This is a genomic window from Eximiradius proteiniborus, from assembly GCF_058546985.1.
Genome location: NZ_CM178592.1, coordinates 1331756 through 1353141 on the forward strand (window position 1 = coordinate 1331756; position 21386 = coordinate 1353141).

The following is a 21386-nucleotide window of genomic DNA, read 5'->3' on the forward strand; positions in this document are numbered from 1 at the left end:
TAATCTGAATATGGAAACAAAGTATAAAAGAGTATTATTAAAATTAAGTGGGGAAGCTTTGATGGGAGAACGTCAGTTTGGTATCGACCCTGACGTTCTGAAAAGCTTTGCCGAAGAAATATATGAGGTTCACCGTTTAGGTGTGCAGATAGGTATTGTTATAGGTGGTGGCAATATTTTCCGCGGTATTCAGGCTGCTGCTCACGGTATCCATAAAGTCTCGGGCGACCAGATGGGTATGCTTGCGACTGTAATTAATTCAATTGCATTTCAAAATGCATTGGAGGCTCTTGGAGTGCCAACGAGGCTTCAGACTGCGATAAAAATGGAACAAATTGCCGAACCTGTAATACGTCGCCGTGCTATCAGGCATCTTGAAAAAGGGCGTGTAGTGATATTTGGTGCCGGAACAGGCAACCCATATTTCACGACAGACACTGCGGCAGTTTTACGCGCTATTGAAATCGAGGCTGAACTAATATTGAAGGGAACGCGGGTTGATGGTGTATTTGACTGCGACCCTGAAAAAAATTCAAATGCAGTGATGTTCGACTCGCTTTCGTTTCGTGATGTGATTTCGCAGGATTTGAAAGTAATGGACCACACAGCTATTACTTTATGCCACGAGAACAATTTACCTATCAAAGTCTTCAATATTAATGTGAAAGGTAATTTCCTGAAAATTATTCAGGGTGCCGAACTTGGTACAATTATCTCCAATGAATAAGGAGCTTGTGTATGACAACGAAAGAACTTATTGATAAATCAAAAGCAGAAATGAAGCGTGCAGTTGAATTCTGTAAGAGCCAAATCTCAAAGGTTCGCTCGGGACGTGCAACTGCATCGTTGCTTGATGGGATTACATTCGAGTATTATGGTGCTCCGACACCTTTGGCTCAGGGTGCTTCTATTTCTGTTCCAGATGCAAGAACAATAATTGTTCAGCCATTTGATAGAACTGCTCTAACAAACATAGAAAAAGCAATTCGAATGGCTGATTTAGGTTTTAATCCGCAAAATGACGGAACTATTATCAGAATACCTGTTCCGCCACTTACAGAAGAACGTCGCAAAGAATTTGTGAAAATGTGCAAAAAGTTTGCTGAAGATGGGCGTATTGCTGTTCGTAATGTGCGTCGTGATAGCAACGAAGCACTAAAAAAGATGGAAAAGAATAAAGAGTGTTCAGAAGATGAACGCAAGAGAGCAGAAGACGAAATTCAGAAAATCACCGATAATTCTATAAAGGAAATAGATGATTTTCTTGCTAACAAAGAAAAAGAACTAATGGATAATTAGTATTTGTAAGTTTTAAACGAAAAGCCGTCTCTTTGCGAGGCGGCTTTTTTTTGTTTTAGCACCTCAATAATTCATCGCATTAAGATTACCGATAATCTGTAACAAAAAAAGAAGGCTGCCTAAGAGGCAACCTTCTTGTCTATTGTATGAGATAGCATATGCGTTATGGCATAATCACTATGCGTTGGTCAATGTACTCTGAACCGTTGTGAACTCGTAAGTTGTATACTCCTGCTGGCAGAACTCCTGCTGCATTCTGTACCGAAAGCACTACTTCGTTTCTACCTGCCGGAAGTTCCATTACTCGTGTGAATACTCGTTCGCCTACTGAATTGTATAGTTCGAATGTGTATGCAGTTGCGTTTCCGCCAATTACATCCAAATACATCTCGTTCGATACCGGGTTCGGTGCTACGCGGCTTACATCAAATGTTGTTCCGCTGATTACCTCATCTTCGAATGCTTCCTTTAGCTTGGTCTTAACTGTCTTGTTGTTATCTGCACCTAACGTTGTATTGTATACTCTCGATGATACGTTTGAACCAATCTGGTTGTAGCCGTATGCAATGATGCGGAATAAAGTATTGCTTGGCACATTAATTATCGAGAATGATGTTACACTGCCATCGCTTACTACTCTACCATTGCCAAGAACAGGAGCAAATGTCCAATCTGAGTTTGCACCATAGCTGTTTCCATTGACTGGGTTCTGTGTAGGTGAGCCACCGCCTTGGATTGCGAGGAACAATCTAAACATACCTGTTGCAGTCGGAGTAGTTGGTGGTGTTATACTAGCGACGCTGATAGATGTCTTGGATGAAGAAAGTGTGAACGATGGTTGTTGAGTTGGAGTTGCAGCAAGTAATGTAAGAGTTGCAGCATTTGAGTTTTGACTACCGCAGTTGTTTGTTATAACAGCTCTGTACTGGTAGCCATCCATTGATGCTGTTACACTGTTTAGTGTGAGTGTAGATGTTGTTGCACCAGCAATATCATTCCAACCGTTTCCATCGTTTTCCTGCCACTGATATGAGAGTGTGCCGCCAGTTGCTGTAACGGTGAATGTAGCGTTAGAACCTTCAGCTGCTGATGTATTTTGCGGATGAGCAGTAACAGTTGGCAATGTATTAACTGTTATAGCTAATGTCTGAGCAGTTCCGTTGCCACAAGAGTTCGATGGTGTAACAGATAATGTACCGCTTGTAGCATTAGCTGCAAAGTCAATTGTAATTGATGCGTTGCCATTGTTGTTGATTGTTGCTCCTGTTCCGCTGTATGACCAAGTGTAGGTTACACCAGTTACCGGAGTTACTGAATAAGCAACGCCTGTTTCGGTCTGGCATACTGTTGTATTGCCACTGATTGCACTTGGCTGAGCAGGAACAGAGAGAACTGTATTAGTTATTGTGTTTGAAGTAGCAGTGTTAGTAGTTACGCAACCGCCGGTGATTGTAATTACAACCCATACTTGGTCGTTATTTGCAAGTGTGTTGGTAGTATATGTATTTTGGTTAGATCCAACATCATTACCATTGAGCTTCCATTGATAAGCAACTGTTCCACCACCAGTATTGTTCACTGTTGCAGTGAATGTAACGCTTGTGCCAGCACAGAATTCATTATCAACGTCAGATGAAGCTATTGTAACAGTTGGAGTTACAGGAGTTGTAATTGTAAGAGTAGCAGCATTAGAATATGCATCAGGAGAAATACCGTTGTAAGCATACAGTCTATATTGATAACCGTGCTTACCAGTAACATTATTTACTGTCAATGTAGTTGTATTAGCACCGTTGTAATCAGGACCGCTTACAGCACTCCAATTATTTCCATTATCAGTGGATACTTGCCATTCAAGAGTAGGCGTAGGAAGACCACTTACGGAAGTTACAGAGAATTGAGCAGTACCTGGATCGCAGGATGTTGCGTTGTTTGGATTACCAGTAATAACCGGAGCCTGAGTAGCATTAACAGTAACATTGTGAGTAGTTGAATTCTGGCAGCCGTTTGCATCTGTTACAGTTAATGTAACGACATAAGAACCAGCACTTGACCAATTGAATGTAGCGGACTGTGAAGTTCCATTAGTGATTGTCGGGCTACCAGTTGCAGTCCATAGATATGCATTATATGCATTAGTTGATGTTAATACTAAATCAGTATTAATATTAACTGTATTTGAACCGCTAATAGAAGGTGTAGGCAGAGCGTTGATTGTAACGTTTGTGCTATTATTTGCAGAGCAACCATTAGCATCAGTAATTGCAACAGCAACATTGCCTGTGCCAGGAGTGTTGCTCCAGGTAACTGTTATTGTGTTTGTACCCTGACCAGCAGTAATAGTACCATTTGTTACAGTCCAGTTGTATGAACTATATGTACCAGTGGAATAAGTAACGCCTGTTGCACCAGCACAAACTGATGTATTGCCAGTAATTGTCGGAGCTGCTGGTGAAGCATTAACAGTAACAGTGAATGAACCTGCAGCAGAAGTACCGCAAGAATTTGTAGCAGTTACATAATAAGTAGTAGTTGTATTCAGGTTAGTTACAGTGTAAGTAGCGCCAGTACCAATTTGGTTGGTGAGTCCAGCGTCGCTATACCAAGTGTAGCCGGTTGCACCAGAGGAAGAAGCTGTAAGGGTTGTATTAGCAACATCACAGAAGCTTGAACCATTGGATGAAGTAACATTTGGTACATTTGGTGTTGGCGGATAAACTGTAACGAGTTTAGTGGACTGAGCATTTGAGCAACCAGTTTGACCTGTAACTGTTAATGTCAGAGTAACTACATTTCCATAATCACCTACAGCTGGTGTGTATGTTGGAGTTAAAGTAGTAGCGTTTGTGAGAGAACCAGCACCATTGTGTGTCCAGAGCAAGCTTGTGTAGTTAGTTGCATTCGCATCGCTAACATTAACAGGAGTTGTGCCGCAAGTTGTAGTTGAAGCACCAGCATTTGCTGTTGGAGCTGGATTTACTAGAACATTACCAGTCATTGCCTGAGTGCAAGTGCCATTTACTGCTTCGACTGTATATGTGCCAGCAGCAGCTGATGTTACTGGAATGCTGAGAGGATTACCATCACCAACTTGACTTGCAACGGTAGATGTTCCTAATTTAACGAGGTAAGTAACTCCATTTTGTGAGCCGGACAAATTGACAGCTATATTCGATCCGGAACAATATGGACCACCGGAAACAGTGTAAACGTTAGGCAATGCATCTATTTGAACTGCATAAGGAGCAGATTCGTAAGAACAGCCAGTTACACCATCAGTAACAACAACTGTATAGTTTCCGGATGCTGTTGCTGTGTATGTTGAATTTGTAGCGCCAATAATGTTATTGGTGTTGAGTTTCCATTGATAAGACGGGCTTGAAGCGTTTGTAGTGGCAGTGAGTAATGTGTTCTGGCAAGCCGGAGTTGTGCCACTGATAGTTGCAGTTGGTAGTGGGTTAACTGTCCAGCTGTAAGTGTTGGAAGCAGGAGTGCAGACATTTGCATTGCGTGTTGCACGAATTTCTACTTCTTCTACACCAGTAGTGCCAATGTTATTGCCGAGAGTGTAAGCTTGCCAGCTACCCCAGTTGCCACTTACTTTAGTTCTGTATTCATATGTATCAGTTCCATTTCCACCGGCTCCAGCAGTATTGAGTGTTGCACTAACGTTTGTGCCAGCACAAACTGCTGCTGTGTTAGGTGATTTATTGAGAGTTGAAGCAACAGGTGTAAGTTCTACGTTCCATGTTGCAAGAGTTGTCCAGGTACCAGGAGTGCAAGCAACTGCATTTCTGCGACCTTGGATGAGCACTGTTTGCGTGTCAACTGTCAGGTTGTTGCCTGGAGTGTATGTTGACCAGCTTGAACCATTATCCAATGAATAACGGAATTCATCTACACTGCCACCGCTACCGGCGTTGAATGTAGCTGAAACAGTAGAACCTTGGCAAACTGTAGAACCGGATGTTGGTGTTGCAGTTGCCAATGTTGGGTTAACGGGTGTATCTTCTACCGTAACTGTTGCAGTTTGAGTGAGTTGTACCGGACAGTTTGCATTTGTAGCAAGAACGTTGAATGTAGTAGTTGAAGTTAAGTTTCCTGTTGGCAGATTGATTGTGGAACCATTGCCAGTTACAGGTGTACCAACCGGAGTTGTACCTACACGCAATTGGTAACTTACGCCATTTTCGCTATTGACTACCTGAATATTTGTTCCTGAACCGGTACATACTGTTGTATCTTGAGCCTGGACAGTAAGACCAGCATTTGGAACTGAATTAACTGTTAATGTAACAGTATTTGAAGTTACAGGAGCGCCGCAGCCACCACCTACAACAACACGGTATTGGTAAGTTCCAACAGCAATGTTGCCCGATACATTCAAGTTAGCAGTTGTAGCACCTGTATATGTAGCGTTTGCTGGTGTGCCATTAGCAGCATTAACCCAATTGGATCCATCGTAAACTTCCCATTGATATGTGTAAGGACCAGTGCCACCTGCAACCACTGAGAATGTAGCATTAACTGAGCCGTAGCAAGCTTGTTGGTTGCTTGGTTGAGTTTGAATTGCAACATTTGGATTAACTGTTAGAGTAACAGTGTTTGTCGGCTGGTTGCCGCAATCATTTGTAACGTTGCAACGGAATTGCTTGCCATTCCAATTGCTGTAAGGTGGATTAGTAATTGTAAGTTGTGAAGTAGTTGCACCACTGAAAGTAGCGCCGTCTATTGTTGTGTTTGTCAAATCAACCCAGTTTGTTCCATCGTGGTATTGCCACTGATAAGCAACAGACAAACCACCTTGAGCAGAAGTAGTGAATTGAGCAGAACCTGTTTCGCAAGTTGTTGCATCAACTGGTTGAGTTAGAATAACAATTTGTGCTTTTGTGTAATCCCAGTTCTTTGGTGGGTTAGGACCGCCCTGGTTAGCGCCGGCAACAGCCATTGCATTACCAGCCTGGTCGTAGATTGATGCAGCAGTTGCAGCATCAGCGCGTAATTGTTCACTACCAAGGATTGTACCGTTCCAGTTTGTAGTAATGTTAAGTGTTGTACCACCAGCAGTATGAGAACCACTGATTACATTCCAGCTTTGCAATGTAGCATTGCCACCGCTTGAAGTAATATTCAAGTCAGCATTAACTAAAGCACCTGATGCATTGCTATTGGTGTAAACACCTTCGCTGAATGTAATTTGTGCTGCCTGGTTGTATAGATAACCACTAACCGGACTGTTGTTGCAGTTATTAACAACATTTGCAACAGTAGGTGGAGTGTTGTCGATTGTGAAGGTTGCACTTGTCGAGCTGCTTGCAAGAGCATTTGCTGCAAGGTCAGTAATGTTGGATACATTAACTGTGATGCCGAGAGTGCCATCGCCAGTGATGTTTGTGTTTTGACCAACTGTTACTGTGTAAGTCGTACCAGCACCGCTTACAGTAATGTCAGGTGTATTGATTGTGCCAGTTTTATTTAGTGTAACGTCAGTTGCATCGAAGTTTTGGACGTCTTCGCTGAATGTAACGGTGAATGTAACTACATCATCGTTAGTTATTTTGTTTGTATTATCACCATTGGTTACGTTGCCACGAGTGATGGAAACAATAGTTGGAGCAGTAACGTCTTTGGTAACGTTGATTGATGCTGTGCCAACGTTTCCAGCTTTATCTGTATGGCGAACGTCTATTGAGTTGACAACTTCAGCTGCGGCAGTCCAACCATTGAGTGTATTAATCAAATCGCCGCTTGTAACAGCAGTGTAGGTGCCACTACCAAATTTAGCTTCAGATTGATGAGCATTTATTTCAGTTACTGTAAATGTGAGAGCTTGTGTACCATTTACATAAGCATTGTTTGCAGGTGCAGTGATTGCAACTACAGGAGCAGTCTTATCGAATGTAATTGAAGATGAGTTAGTAACTGCTGTAACAGGTGTGCCAGCATTGCCTGCAAGGTCTGAGTAGTTGATTTGGAATGTAACTGCACCATCAACATCACCGGAAGTCATTGTGCGAACTGCTGTCCAGCTTGTGCCAGAACCTGATACAGTTGCTGCACTGCTATGAATAGTTGCAGTTGGTGTTTGCAATACTTCGCTTGCATTGAAGGCAACTGTTACGTCGTCGCCAACCTTAGCAAAACCAGCATTTGTGCCATCGCCAGGAGTTACAGCATTGTTGGATGCAATTGTTACTGGATTTAGAGTAGGAGCAACTTGATCACCTTTTACGTTGGCAAGTTGCGCGGGTGTCATTGTGTTTTGAGCAAGATCTTTTGCACCGGTAACGTCGATTGTATTGTTGAGTTTAACTAAACCACCACCAATAACTGTCAATACCCAACGATATTTTGTTGCTGACTGCCAAGCGGCTGTTGGATTTTCGTCATCGAGAATATTGTCAAGTTCGGTGTTAAGTGTCAATGTAGGAGCAAGCGTTTGATCCATATTTTCGTTGAAATCAGCATCAATTGTAACTAATGCTGTAGAATAATTAATGCTGTAGCCGTTTGGAAGCGGGCTGTTGTTCGGAGTAATTGTAATTGTTGCAGTTGGTGGAGTATTGTCGATTGTGAATGTTTGGCTTACCTGAGAAGCAACATTGTTAGCATTATCAACTGCATCGATACGAACTTTTACATCAGTTGAGTTGATAGTGTTCGGAACATCCCAGGTGTATGAACCGTTATTAGCAAGACCGCTTGCAATAAGAGTCCAGGTTGGGCTAGGAGCTGATGCATTTGTGGTATAATAGAGCGAAATTGGAGTTGCAGTTAAGCCACTTGTTGCATCAGTGATGTTTCCGGAAGTCCAAGTAATGTTGTGGTTGCCACCATTCCATTTTGTAGCGTTTGTTGGTGCAGTGATAGTACCTGCTGCAATTGCTGGAGCAGTTTTATCCAATTTAGCCTGGTTAGCTGCAGTTACAACGTTTTCTAAGTTGCCAACGTTGTCTTCTGCACGGTATTTAATTGTGTATTGACCATCGGTTGTAATAGTAATTTGATAATTTTGAGCAGAAGTTACAAAGTTACTTGCAGTTGTTGGATTGGATCCATCAGTTGTGTAGTAAACTTTGGCAACGCCCGAGCCAACTCCATCGTTTGGCGAGAATGTGATTGTAATATCAGCATTTTGCCAAGCGGCAGGAACGTTGTCGGTTGTTGTTGGAGCAGTGCCGTCGTATTTAATGGACTTAGTAGCTCCGTATGCGAAGTTGCCACCAGCATCTTTAATTTGATTGCCGGCATTACCTTCCGGAACGCTAACTGTAACTGTTGTTCCTTGAGCAGTTGGGTTTGGAGTTACGTCAACTGTAAATACAGTATTAGAAGTATTTACAAAGTTGGATTTAGTTCCGTTAGTTACAGAAATAACTGAATTTGTAACGTTCTGAACTGTTTCGCCATAGTTGATATTAACGGCAATCGGATTATTGTTTGTCCAATCATTTGTACCATCGGTGTAATCAACAGGAGCAGCAAGCGAGATAACAGGTTGCGGGCGTTTGCCATCAACTTTTGCTTGCTTGCCGGTGTTTGCAGGAGTTGCAGTTGGGAATGCATTTGTAGGAACTGCATTTGTAGCTGTGTTGCCTGCCAGGTCGGTACCTGTGATTGTGATAAGTTCGTCTGTGCCGTTATCTTGTGTTTCAACAACTATGCGGTTGTATGAGAATACAGTATTAGCAACGTGAACAAATGTATTTGCATCCGATACATTATTGTTTGGATTAGTTACATTATCAAGACCAGAAATAGAGATAGTCGGAGCAGCTTCCAACTCTTCGCTTGAAGTAATCTTGATATAGTAATTATTACCAATTCCAATAGTTGGATTTGTTCCCAGAGGAATTCCGGTAACTGAGTTCAGATAATAATCAACTGTGAATGTTGGAGGAACACCGTCGATTTGAATTGCTTTAGCACCTTGGAATACGTTTGGATTTGGTAATGTTAAAGATACTGGGTTACCAGCAGCATCTGTCCAGGTAGCACCACCATTGAGCACAGCGGAACCAGCACCGTGAGTTAAATCAGCAGCTTCGTGACCGTTTGCAACGGAATATGTTAAGCTTAATGATGTGGATGATGCTGCATCAGTGTTACGAATTGCAGAACCGGTGCCTTGGTCTAAAGCCATTGGGAGCGAGATATTGCCACTGTTTGCTGTAAATATAGCTGCTTCGCTCAGGTTCAACGTAAAGTTGATATTTGCACCAATGCCGTAGAGACCGTCTGCTGTTGTGGATGTGATGCTTGTGATTGTTGGAGCAACAAGATCAGTAGTGAATGAACCTGTGGATGGTGCTGATAAGTTGCCAGCTGCATCCATTGTATATACTTTGTATGTAGAGCCAGTGATTATATTTGCATTATTAGCACTAACTGAAACGTTTGTATTTGTGTTAGCACCGGCTACTGCAGCAGTTGCAAAGCCAACTGTTCCAATATTGGAATATGTTACAGTTGGATTAGTTGTAATATCAACAACATATAATGTGCCAGTAGCTTCGTTGGATTGAGCAACTACATTGAAGCCAGCTGCTTTTTCGGCAATGTTGATTACGTTGTCGGCAGTTGCGGAAACAAGTGTTGCAGTTGGAGCAACCTGGTCAACTGTCTTGGTGTTTGCAGAGGCTGCGCCATTAGTTGAGTTACCTGCAACGTCTGTGATAACAGAGCGGAAGCTCCATACATCGCCTTCAGCAAAGCCTGCGAGACCTTCGAATTGTGCTTCTGTGAAGGAAAGAGTTTTAGCTGCGTTAAGATCGCCAACTACAATTGTGTAAGCAGAGCCGAGATTTAGCCAGTTTGTGCCACCATCTTTGGATGCCTGAACCTGAATTGTTCCGCCAGTGAGTGTTGCATCGTTTGCAACGGGAACAGTAACATCCAAGCCGGTGTTGGTTGCGTTCCAGTAATCTGCAACAACGTTGCCGCCAGTGGAAACGACTGCGCCGGTTGTGAATGCAGAAGGAGCAACGACGTCTTTCAATTCAGTATCGGTTCCGGCTGTGGAGGTATTACCAGCAGCATCAGTCAAAGTAACAGTAGCAGTTACTGTGCTATCTAAAATATTTGTTAAATCGATATTTGTTAATGTTTTTGGAGAAACATCCAATGTTCCAGTGCCAGTAACCGGAGTTCCATTGTTTGGAGTGAATGCATAAGAATAAGTTGTGCCGATTTCACCAGAAATCTGGAGAGAAACAGCAGTGTAATTACTTGCATTAATTGGGTTACCGCCGTTTATTACAACTGTCGGTGCTGTTGGAGCAACAACATCTTTCATTTCAGTATCAGTTGTAGCAGTTGATTCGTTGCCAGCGGCATCTTTAACTGTAACGCTAACAGTAATTGTTCCATCTTCTAAACTTGATAGATCAATATTGTTGATAGTTACAGGACTTCCAGTAGCATTAACATCAGTTACAGAAACTGTGCCTGCACCACCAGAAGTAGTATATGTGTAGCTATATTTTGCAGCTTCTGCATATTCGAAGCTTAATGTTGTAGTTGTTTTGTTTGCGTTGTTGATTGGATTACCACCGTTAATTACAACGTTAGTTGGAGCTGCAGGTGCAGTAAGATCAGCTGTGAATGATGTACCACTTTGAGCACTAAGGTTTCCAGCTTGGTCCATAGCAAAGACGCGATAGGTTTTGCTGTCCACTATGTTACTATTGCCGGCAGAAACTGCAATATTTACTGCATTGCCAGCTGTTGGAGCGCTTGCAGATGCAAATCCTACTGTTGTTATATTAGAATAAGTTGGTGTATTGTCTGTAACATTTACAACATAGAGAGTAACGTTATTTTCGTTTGCCTGAGCGTTGACGTTGAAGCCAGATGCTTTTTCGGCAATATTGATAATATTATCAGCAGTTGCACTATTTAGAGTAGCAGTTGGAGCAGTTTCGTCACGATAAATTGTATTGCTACTAGACGAACCATTTGTGCTTTGGCCTGCAAAGTCGGTGATTACAGCACGGAATGAAATGCTTGTGCCTTGATCGAAATCACTGGAAGAAACTAAATCAGCTTTTGCAAGTTGAATAGTTTTGTTGCCGTTGGTGATGTCAGCTGATGTGATTGTTACGAGCCCGCTTGATGGCACATTCACCCAGCTTGCATCGCCATCGTTATCCACTTGAATTTGGATTGTACCGTATTCAAGGCTTGCATCGTTTGCAATTGGAACAACAACGTTGATGTGTGTATTTGTTGAATTGAAAAATCCAGCAACTACGTTTCCGCCAACAGTTGTTACCGCACCAGTTGCAAATGCTGCAGGCGCAGTGCAATCTGTTACTAAGCTTTCTGTTGATGTGCTTAATGTTGTAGCAGCGGGGTTGTAGTAGAAGCCAAATGTTGCAGTTGTAGTATATGTATTGTTGATTGTATTTTTAACATCGATAGATGGTAAATATGTACAGAGATTATTTTCATTAACTCTATAGAAATTATATCCAGGTGTGTTAAATGTATTTCCATCGTAAACATTTACACCTGTAAAGTTAGCAAAGCCAGTGGTTTGGTTGCGGAAGCGAATAGCAGCTGAAGTTGCATCGCCACCAGTAAATGAGTTGCCGGTAACGTTCAAAGCTGCAGTGCCTGCGGCGTTGGCGTTGCCTGTTTCAACAACGAGACCATAGCCACCGTTGGCAAGAGTAAATGTGTTGCCAGTGATTGCAATTGGGTTTGTTATACCTGTTGTAGGTGCAACTGTAATTGCAGGGTTGCCTGTTAGATCAAGGTTGCTAACAGTTACGCCACCAGTTGCAATTGTAAGTTGTCCGGAGTAGGTTCCTGATGCAGCTGTTTCTGTAATAGTAACAGATTTATTAATTGTTGCGTTGTCGGAAGTTGTTACACCGCTATTAATTTTAATTGTGCCGTTTGCTTTTACAGCAACAATAGCGTCGGACATTTGTCCATTTGTTGCAAGGCGAACTTCGTTTGCAGAGAAGCCGGAGATAGTTAAATCTTTACCAAGTTCAAGATAATTTGTGCTTGCCAATTCGCAAGGAGTGCCATAGCCGGTGATTGTTGTTATAGTAGTACCATCGATTGTTACATTTTCTGCGTATGTGCCGGCGCCAATGTATAATGTAGCAGCTGTGTTTGCATTTTCTGCATTTTGGATAGATGGATAGAGTAGAGCACTTGTTCCAGTTAAATCATACCAAGCACCACCATAGATATCGGCAGAAGTGAAGTTTGTGTTGCCGTTTGTTCCATCATGTAAATCAATTGTATTTGGCAATGTAGCACCGATGAAGCCTGTGTAAGTATTAACATCATTTATTTTAATACCATAACCCGATTGGCTGAAGTCGTTGTTGTATATGTTGATTGAGCCTGTACCTAAATGATAAGTTGGGTTTGAGGTGATATTCACAGCATCTTCGAAAACGATAGCATCGCCAACGGTGGCATTGAACGTGTTGCCAGTAATATTAATTGTTCCGTTGGATGCACCAGTTCCGTTTGTTGTAGAAATGTAAATACCTTTGCCAGCGGCAGTGCCAGAGAATGTATTGGAACCAATTGCCAAAGTTGAAGTGATTTGGTTATTTGGTAGATTAATTCCGAGAGCAGTTGCATCGTTCAGAGCAAAGGTGTTGCTATTTATGGATAAATTAGTAGTTACAGTCTGGTCAGTAACATTAATACCATATTCGTTAGCACCGATTTGGAAATTATTGTTATTGATAGTCAAGCCACCAGTTGGCACAGCAGAAACTACAAGACCGTAATCGAAATATAGATTGTTAATAGAATAAGCAGCAGCTGTTGCGCTTGCAGTATCTGTTCCTTGCAATACTGTACCAGTTGTAGCATTGGCGCCCTTACCTACAAGGTTTACTGCTGTGTTGAGTGCAATAGCTTCGGTGTAGGTGCCTTGGCCAAGGAAGACGGTTTCGGTGCCATCGTTTTGAGCATCGCCGATAGCTTGATTAACACCCGCATAAGCAGTGGCAGTACCACCTGTCAGTGTGGTAGCATTGCCAAGCACAGCTATACCACAATAGAGGTAGTCGGAAACGTCAAGAGTGGCGTGGCTATAAACATATTTGGAGGTGATAAGCATACCGTCGGAGTTTGTGTTGCCCGAACCTAAGAAAATAACATTAACATAGGCACTAATGTCTTCAGCCGGGAAATTGATTGCCATTACTCCAGAGGTTGGGAAAATATTCCCCGAAATTACAGTACTAGTAATGCCACCATTAGCATTTTGGTTGCCCTCAATAAAGTTAATAGCATTACCGTTTGTACCGGTGAATATATTACTACTAATATCGAGAGAATCCAAATTATTACTATAAGCCTCATCTCTGCGGGCGTGAACAGTAACGCCAGTTTTATTAGCAGCACCTAAATTAAAGGTGTTGCCATCAATATTTATTGAACCAGAAGTTGAAATAATATCACCGACAATAATACTGGAAGAGCCAGCAGGAGCGAAGGTCAAGCCGATAATGTTAATATTATTATTAACAATGTCCACAGTGGAGGCATCGCCGAGAGTCCAGGTGCCGGTGATGACGGCGTTGTTGGTGTTTTGATCAGTTATTGTAACTGCTTTGTTTACAGTTACATTTTCGCTATATGTTGTGCTTTCTTTAAGTTGGATTGTTTCACCAGCTCCAGTAGTGCCTGCATCTATTGCACCCTGAATTGTAGTGAAAGCAATATTATCATCAATATTCAGCACGGTTGCAGTGGGGCAGGTGATATCAGCAGAGTATTGCCCGCCTTTGGTTAAGTGCAATGAAACATCCATTGGGATGCCCGTAGCAGCAGGAGCGATGATGCTGCTATAGATGGAAGTAGCATTTGCAGGACCGATGCGGAATTTTTCATTACCTGCAACACGGGCGTTGAAGCGGATGTTGAGAGTAACGACGTTGCTGCCAGCAGTATGAGTAGCGCTAGTAATTTCGACTTTGCTATGGGCACTTGGGCCGGACGATGGAGCATAAGCAGCGAAATCGGCAGCGACGAGATTACCTGTTTCGTCATCATTAGCATAAAGCGGTTGGTCGAAAGTAAGAGTGAGAGTGAAGTTGCCAGAGTTAGTGCCGGTAAGTTCCAGCAGCGAAGGAGCATCGCCGGCAAGGAATTTAGGAGGCATAGAAGTGGAAACAGTAAATGTTTGAGTAGCATTAGAAGAAATAACAGAACCAGCATATGCACGAAGCTGAACGCGGTAGTAATTGTTGGCAAGCCCGATAGGTAAATAAACTTCCCAGGAATTGAGATTGCCAACATCTATATTGTTGTATTCTGGAAGTGTATGCCAATCAGATCCATCATAGTATTGAATATCGAGAGCATAGCCTGAGGCACCGGATACAGAGCCCCATTTAATAAGAGCAGTATTGTTGTTTTGATCAACGACAATACTATCGCTCGTAATAGTAGGAGCGGCAAGAGTGCCCGTAGTAGTGAAGGAGCGAGGGTTGTTAGTGCCGTCATTAGTTTTGTATGCTCTAAGAGCCCCGCTTGCATTGAATTCGTAAACTTTTACATAGTAAGTAGTGCCAGGGGTAAGGTTAGTGAAATTGGAAACGCGGGTGGCACCGGTAACAACGTCGATGACGTAGGAGCCGGTGGTACCAATTTCCTCGATATTAGCATCTGTGCGATTACCATTGACATCGTTAAATGCCGAAGTAATGGAAGCCAGAGCCGTATTGGTAGCGTCCCAGGTGTTGTCTGTTCTAATGACAACGATGCGGCCGGCGCCGTTGCCATTAATCCAGGAAGCATTAGCCTGGGAGGTTGTGATATTAGAGAATGCAACATAGCGCGCTTGCACGGAAGGGACAGTTTGGGCAAACGAGCCTTCCACTGCCAGAAGCAGAAGTGCAAAAGTCGCTATGAAGCACGTCAGAAAACGTTTCATAACGTTTCTCCTGAAATTGTGGATAAAACAAATTTATTCTTGGACAAAAAGAATCCGTTGAAGGAAGAGAAATTTCCTTTGCAGGGCAAGAGGAATTTATCAGAAATAAAATCGGGGACAACTTTAAATAAATATGAGTAAAGAAAAACCAAAAAAACCTCTTTTAGTTTTACAAAGTTAATTATACGATAATTCTAAAACAATATTTTAACATACATACAAGTAATAATTAAAAACCCCATTAATAAACAAAACAATTAAAAATTATGCCCAAAAAATTGAAATGAACAAAAATTAATTTTATTTTAATTAATTAAACACAATTTAACTTAAACTATACAAAGAACAAAATGTGTTCACTAAATACTGTAAATTAAAAAAATAATGATAAAAAACAAATAGCAACGGAAATAATATTACAAAAAAATTACTGAATAATGCCCTTTTCAACCAAAAAGTTTCGCATTTCGACGAAAAGATTGCGAATAGGTTCTTTCAGCGAGCGGGCTTTATCCCAGTTGCTTTCTTTGGCGTATCCCATAAGTTCGATGCCAAGGTTGGCAATATCGTCGAGCCCGAACTGAAAGCAAGAGCCTTTGAGAGTGTGGGCAAGACGGTAAAGGTCCTGGGAATTATGTTCATCGACAAGTTTGGAATATTGCTCGTCGATATCGGAGATCCAGGTATCGACAAATTCAGGAAGCAGTTCGAGAACAAAAGGATCATCAGGTAGTTTCATAAATCAACCTCACAAATAAAATAAAATTGGCAGAGCCGGCTATAAGCCGAATTCTGTCTGCGAGCCCGCGAAAGAGCCCGGAGGCAACCATTTATCTGGGAGGAATGTCGCCATTCCCCTCGAGCGACCCACCCGAATATGCGGCTTAATGGCACCCGGGCGAGCAACCCGGTCGCCGGCGAGGGCGAGCATATTCATATTTGGTCTTGCTCCGTGCGGGGTTTGCCGAGCCAACGGAGTTGCCTCCGCTGCTGGTGGGCTCTTACCCCACCGTTTCACCCTTACCCGGAACGCAAGCGAGCCGGGCGGTTTGCTTTCTGTTGCACTTTCCGTCAGCTTGCCCGTTGTGGGCTTGCTGCCTTCGTGTTACGAAGCGCACTGCTCTATGGAGTTCGGACTTTCCTCATTTGCCCGGGGGCAAATGCGGTTGCCCGCCGACCCTGCAAATATTTTGACGAACAAACAAATTTTCAATTTTACTAAAATATAAAATTGAGAAATAGAAAAAAAATTAAAATAAGAAATGAGAAGAAAATCCGGGTAAGATTATTTATAATGGATAAGTTACAAAAAAAGAGGTTGCCCGATCGGGGGGCAACCTCGCAAATCAGAAAGCAAATATATTACACAACGCCGTTACGTTTGATAACGTCGCGGGCGATAACCAATTTCTGGACTTCGGTAGTGCCTTCGAAGATGCGGTTGATACGCGAATCGCGGTAGAAGCGTTCGATAGGGAGTTCGCGGGAATAACCCATACCGCCGTGGATTTGCATAGCGTAATCGGCGCATTTATCGAGGGCTTCGCTGGCAACCAATTTAACCATAGCCGATTGGCGTGAAAGCATAGTGCCTTTGTCGTAGAGAGTAGCAGTGCGATAGACAAGAGATTCGACCTGATAGATAAGAGTAGCCATTTCAGCAATCATAAACTGGATAGCCTGGAAGTTGGCGATAGGCTCGTTGAATTGCTTTCTTTCTTTGGCATAGCGGACAGACATTTCGAGCAATTCTTTGCAAGCGCCAAGGCAAGCGGCACCCAGCCCGAGGCGACCGGCGTCGAGAGTTTTCATAGCGATAAGGAAGCCGCGACCTTCGTCGCCAATCATATTTTCGTGGGGAACGCGGACATTATCGAAAGTGAGAGTGGAAGTTTTGCTACCGCGAATACCCATTTTCTTTTCGGGAGCGCCAGCAGAGAAGCCGGGCATACCTTTTTCGACAACGAAAGCTGTAATACCGCGATTGGTGCGAGCAAACACCGAGAAGACATCGGCGAAAGGACCGTTGGTAATCCACATTTTTTCGCCGTTTAGTATCCAGTGGTCACCGTCGCGTTCGGCGCGGGTGCTAACATCGAAAGCGTCGGAGCCGGCTTTGGATTCGGTGAGAGCGAAAGCCGCAATTTTTTCGCCCTGGGCACAAGGAACGACGTATTTTTGTCTGACTTCTTCACTGCCGCCGATATAGATTGCGTTTGTGCCGATAGAGACGTGAGCACCAATCATAGTAGCAGTGGAGAGGCAAGCGCGTCCGATTTCTTCCTGGATGATACAATATCCCATTTCGCCGAAGCCGCTGCCACCATATTCGACCGGGAATGGAGCGCCGAGTAGCCCGAGTTCGGCAATTTTTCTAATAATTTCCTCAGGGATTGCTTCTTCTTCGTCAATTTTAGCGGCGATAGGTTTCAACTCGTTATTAGCAAAGTCGCGAACCATATCGCGAAGCATTTTTTGTTCTTCAGTAAAGACTAATTCAAACATAGAATTCCTTCAATTATGAATAAATAAAGAACGTTATCACAGAATCAGGTAGTTTCGATAAAGTTAAGAATATTTTCACCGCCATCGACACCGATAGTTTGCCCGGTAATCCAGTAGAATTTTTCATCGATCAGCAAGGAAATAGCTTGAGCAACATCTTCGGGGACGGTGTTACGGTTAAACGGGTTATGTTGCTTAGCGTGCTGGAGCATTTTGGCAAAGCCGGGAATTTTTTGAGCAGCAGGGGTATCGGTAAGCCCGGCAAGAATAGCATTGGCAGTGATTTTGTAAGGAGCGAGTTCGACAGCAATCTGGCGAACATAAGCTTCGAGAGCAGCTTTGGCAGCAGAAACGGCGCCATAGTTAGCCATAGCACGTTGGGAGCCGATACTGGTGAGCCCGAAAACACGTGAATTTTCGGCAAGAAGTTTTGCTTTGAATAAATCCTGTGTCCAGTAAATAAGGCTATTAGCCATAACGTCCATAGTCATTTCGATTTGGCGTTTGTTGAGCATTTCGCCGGGATTTTCCGAAAAGAAAGGACCGATAGCACCGAAAGCAAGCGAATGGATGAGAACGCGAAGGACGTGGTTGGGGTTATTTTCTTTGTCTTGCTTGATAGCTTCGATAACTTCTTTTCGTTTAGCATCATCGGCAGCATTAACGTTAAAAAATTTAGCTTTGATATTGAGATGTTCGAGGCTGCGACGAAACTCTTCAGCTTTTTCTTTGTTGGAACCGGTATCGAGGTGAACACCATAGATGTTGTAGCCGATTCGAGCGAGTTCGATAGCACAAGCACGACCGAAACCACTCGAAACACCTAATATAATTGCATATAATTCTCTGTCGACCATTTTCTTCTCCAAAAAAATATTGGCAATTTAAATTATTTAGAAATATAAAATTACGAAATTTTTAGATAAAAAAAACAAAATGAAAGAACAAGGTAGTTCGAAGAAAGAATGAAAATTTATATTTTTGCAAGCTTAATAACAATAATTGTTAAATAATTGTGTCAATTTAATTAAGAACAACGCTAAACAAGGATGAAAATGGAAAAGGTTCAATTAGTAGTATTGGGATTATCAGCATCGCCGGCGGCAAGCAATGCATACGCATTAATATTGAAGGAGGTAGATGGAGAGCGTCGATTGCCGATAATCATAGGAGCATTCGAGGCGCAAGCAATAGCACTCGAAATGGAAGGAGTAACCCCACCGCGACCGATGACGCACGATTTGATTAAGAATATTCTGGACCAGATGGGCGCGACTTTGACGGAAGTAGTAATATCGGATATAATCGAGGGAACTTTTTATGCAAAGCTGGTATTTGAAGATTTGGGTATAGAGATAGATGCACGACCGAGCGATGCGATAGCGATAGCGGTAAGAGTAGGATGCCCGATATATGTAAATGCAGAAGTATTGCAAGAAACAGGAGTGGCTCCGCAAGGAGAAGAAAAAGAAGAAGTTGCAGACGAAGATTATGATGAGTTCGAGATGCTGAAGAAGTCCGAGAAGATGCAACAACCCCAAACTCCACAGCAACCAAAAAGCCGGATTGATATATTGCAGGAGCAATTAGAAAAAGCGATAAGGGATGAAGATTACGAGACGGCGGCAAGAATACGGGATGAGTTGAAAAAAATGTTAGAAAGTTCGTAAAATTATTTGTTTATTACGAGAAGAATAATTAATTTTGTAGTCCAAGTTTGAGCCGGGGTAGCTCAGGTGGTTAGAGCAACGGAATCATAATCCGTGTGTCGGGGGTTCAAATCCCTCTCCCGGTACAAGCAAAATCCTGGAAAAAAGTTTCCGGGATTTTTTTGTATGAATAAAGATGAAATATTTTTGTTTTTTTTATTTTTTTTTTTAATTTGTATTTAGATGTAGAATTTTCGATCCTACATTATGTTATCATTTACAATAATTTTTAACATTCATTTAATATCTCGGGGGATTTATGAAGTATCCAAAACACCTTTTTGTATCGTTTATTGTATTTACTTTACTTGTTGCTGTTTATCAAACGAATGCACAGTCAACGAAAGAAGTGTTCTTTAATGCAGGAGCAGCCATTCCATCTAAACCTGAAGTATTTTCAGATTATTGGAAAATGGGTTTTAATGTAGGTGGAGGAGTTGGTTTTTCTATTAGCAAAAATACTACATTATCTGGATCTATTGATTATTCATCGTTTGGAATTGATGAAGATGGAGTATTAAAATCAAATGGATTGAGTAACACTGGAGTATCAATTTCAGGGGGGGCTGCCTCTATACTTACTATTATGGGGAATGCCAAAATATTATTAACTTCTGATGCAAGTAATATAGCTCCATATATAGTTGGAGGATTAGGTTTTTTCAATATTTCTACAAATGATATAAAAATTGCATATATGGGAGATGTTGATGTCCTTGAAGGTTCATCAGAACTTGCGTTTTCATTACTTTTAGGGGCAGGATTTCAATTCCCAATAGGGAATTCAAGTATTTTCCTTGAAGGTAATTATCATATTGGATTTACTGAAGGAAGTAGCACGGCTTTCTTCCCAATAAAAGTTGGTTTAAGAATGAAAATTTAATTGATTTCTACTATTATAATTATGCAAAATTCTTTTTTTAAAATAACCGCAACTCAATTTCTGGGTTGCGGTTTTTTGTTTTTTGAACTTTATATCACTACTAATAATTGATGTATTAAAAATTTGATAACCTAACATTTAAAATCAAGACAAGTTTTAATCTCGATTATTTATCTTCGAATTTTTCACATTAAACTATAATTTTCATCTAATAAATCAAACTCAATTTCAACAATTCTGAAGATCATTTTACTGATTTTATGATAGTAATTGTCGTTAATTATTTGGCAATAGTAACAATATTACATTTTTAATACACCGAATACTATTTTATAGGTTCTCCAATATAATTGCCAGCCGGGAAATATCGAGCAACGACAAAAGTACCGTTTTTACCTTTGACGATTGCAGCACCAATTTTTTGAGTTTTTCTCCAAATCATTTGTGTGTAATGACCAGCCTTGGGTTCATAGTAATTACTTTTTAAATACCGTTTTTCTGAAAGCCAGGAATTTGCAGCGTCAGCCATAGTAAAACTATGACAAGATCCCCAGAACAGATTTTCACCTTGATCTAAGTTGCTTGCGTGTTGCAATACATTTTTGTCGTGAATGATTTTAGCCCATTTTTCAGCATCTTTTGCTAATTCTTGGCTCCATTCGAGTGGTGGAATGTTGAATAGAGCTCGTTCTTTATTATGAATATTCAAAAATTCAATAATGTCATCATTTAAAGAATATGTTTGGCTTTCCATATCGTTCTGTTGTGGGCTTTCAATAGTAGTATTAGGTTTCTTATCTTTCTTTTTGTTTGATTTCGTAAGCTCTTTTTTGATGTCGTTAATAATGTCTTTTAATTTGATCTTTTGGTTGGCTTCAAGAGCCGAACTAAAAAAGAATAAACAAATAAGTAAAACAACTACTTGTTTCATAAGACCCCCTGAAAAAATAAAAGATTGGAAAAAGAACTATATTATTAGTAATATTTAAACTTGGTTACGTATCTTGACAAATTTAACGAATTAATTTTTATTTTGTTACATAAATTCTTTTCCAGAAAGACAGTTAATTAT

Annotated in this window: 9 protein-coding genes, 1 tRNA gene and 1 other RNA gene; 5 read left to right on the forward strand and 6 right to left on the reverse strand. The window is 41.6% G+C overall.

What is annotated here, in order from left to right; genetic code table 11:
* The first annotated feature begins 10 nt into the window (after positions 1 to 10).
* Positions 11 to 727: a UMP kinase gene (gene pyrH, locus ACY2LT_RS05540; RefSeq protein ID WP_491814391.1), complete on the forward strand. Its 717-nt coding sequence runs from the start codon at positions 11 to 13 to the stop codon at positions 725 to 727.
* Between the two features lie 11 nt (positions 728 to 738).
* Positions 739 to 1299, forward strand: a complete 561-nt coding sequence (gene frr / locus ACY2LT_RS05545) for a ribosome recycling factor (RefSeq protein ID WP_491814392.1) — start codon at positions 739 to 741, stop codon at positions 1297 to 1299.
* Between the two features lie 163 nt (positions 1300 to 1462).
* On the opposite strand, the gene ACY2LT_RS05550 is transcribed toward frr, so the two are convergent.
* From ACY2LT_RS05550 to ACY2LT_RS05570, 5 genes are all read right to left on the reverse strand, one after another.
* Positions 1463 to 15217: a DUF8696 domain-containing protein gene (locus tag ACY2LT_RS05550; RefSeq protein ID WP_491814393.1), complete on the reverse strand. Its 13755-nt coding sequence runs from the start codon at positions 15215 to 15217 to the stop codon at positions 1463 to 1465.
* Positions 15218 to 15644: 427 nt separating this feature from the next.
* Positions 15645 to 15956: an Hpt domain-containing protein gene (locus ACY2LT_RS05555; RefSeq protein ID WP_491814394.1), complete on the reverse strand. Its 312-nt coding sequence runs from the start codon at positions 15954 to 15956 to the stop codon at positions 15645 to 15647.
* 26 nt (positions 15957 to 15982) lie between these two features.
* An RNA gene (gene rnpB, locus ACY2LT_RS05560) (RNase P RNA component class A) lies at positions 15983 to 16399 on the reverse strand.
* A 180-nt stretch (positions 16400 to 16579) separates the two neighbouring features.
* Positions 16580 to 17722, reverse strand: coding sequence for an acyl-CoA dehydrogenase family protein (locus ACY2LT_RS05565; protein WP_491814395.1), 1143 nt, complete (start codon positions 17720 to 17722; stop codon positions 16580 to 16582).
* A gap of 44 nt (positions 17723 to 17766) precedes the next feature.
* Positions 17767 to 18579 carry an enoyl-ACP reductase FabI gene (locus ACY2LT_RS05570; protein WP_491814396.1) on the reverse strand — a complete coding sequence of 271 codons (813 nt, stop codon included), beginning with the start codon at positions 18577 to 18579 and terminating at the stop codon, positions 17767 to 17769.
* Between the two features lie 198 nt (positions 18580 to 18777).
* Here ACY2LT_RS05570 and ACY2LT_RS05575 point away from each other — a divergent pair, with 198 nt between their 5' ends.
* From ACY2LT_RS05575 to ACY2LT_RS05585, 3 genes are all read left to right on the forward strand, one after another.
* Positions 18778 to 19392, forward strand: coding sequence for a bifunctional nuclease family protein (locus ACY2LT_RS05575; protein ID WP_491814397.1), 615 nt, complete (start codon positions 18778 to 18780; stop codon positions 19390 to 19392).
* A gap of 51 nt (positions 19393 to 19443) precedes the next feature.
* A tRNA-Met gene (locus ACY2LT_RS05580) sits at positions 19444 to 19517 on the forward strand.
* A 173-nt stretch (positions 19518 to 19690) separates the two neighbouring features.
* Positions 19691 to 20314, forward strand: a complete 624-nt coding sequence (locus ACY2LT_RS05585; protein ID WP_491814399.1) for a hypothetical protein — start codon at positions 19691 to 19693, stop codon at positions 20312 to 20314.
* 325 nt (positions 20315 to 20639) lie between these two features.
* On the opposite strand, the gene ACY2LT_RS05590 is transcribed toward ACY2LT_RS05585, so the two are convergent.
* Positions 20640 to 21245, reverse strand: coding sequence for a CAP family protein (locus ACY2LT_RS05590; protein WP_491814400.1), 606 nt, complete (start codon positions 21243 to 21245; stop codon positions 20640 to 20642).
* Positions 21246 to 21386 lie beyond the last annotated feature (141 nt).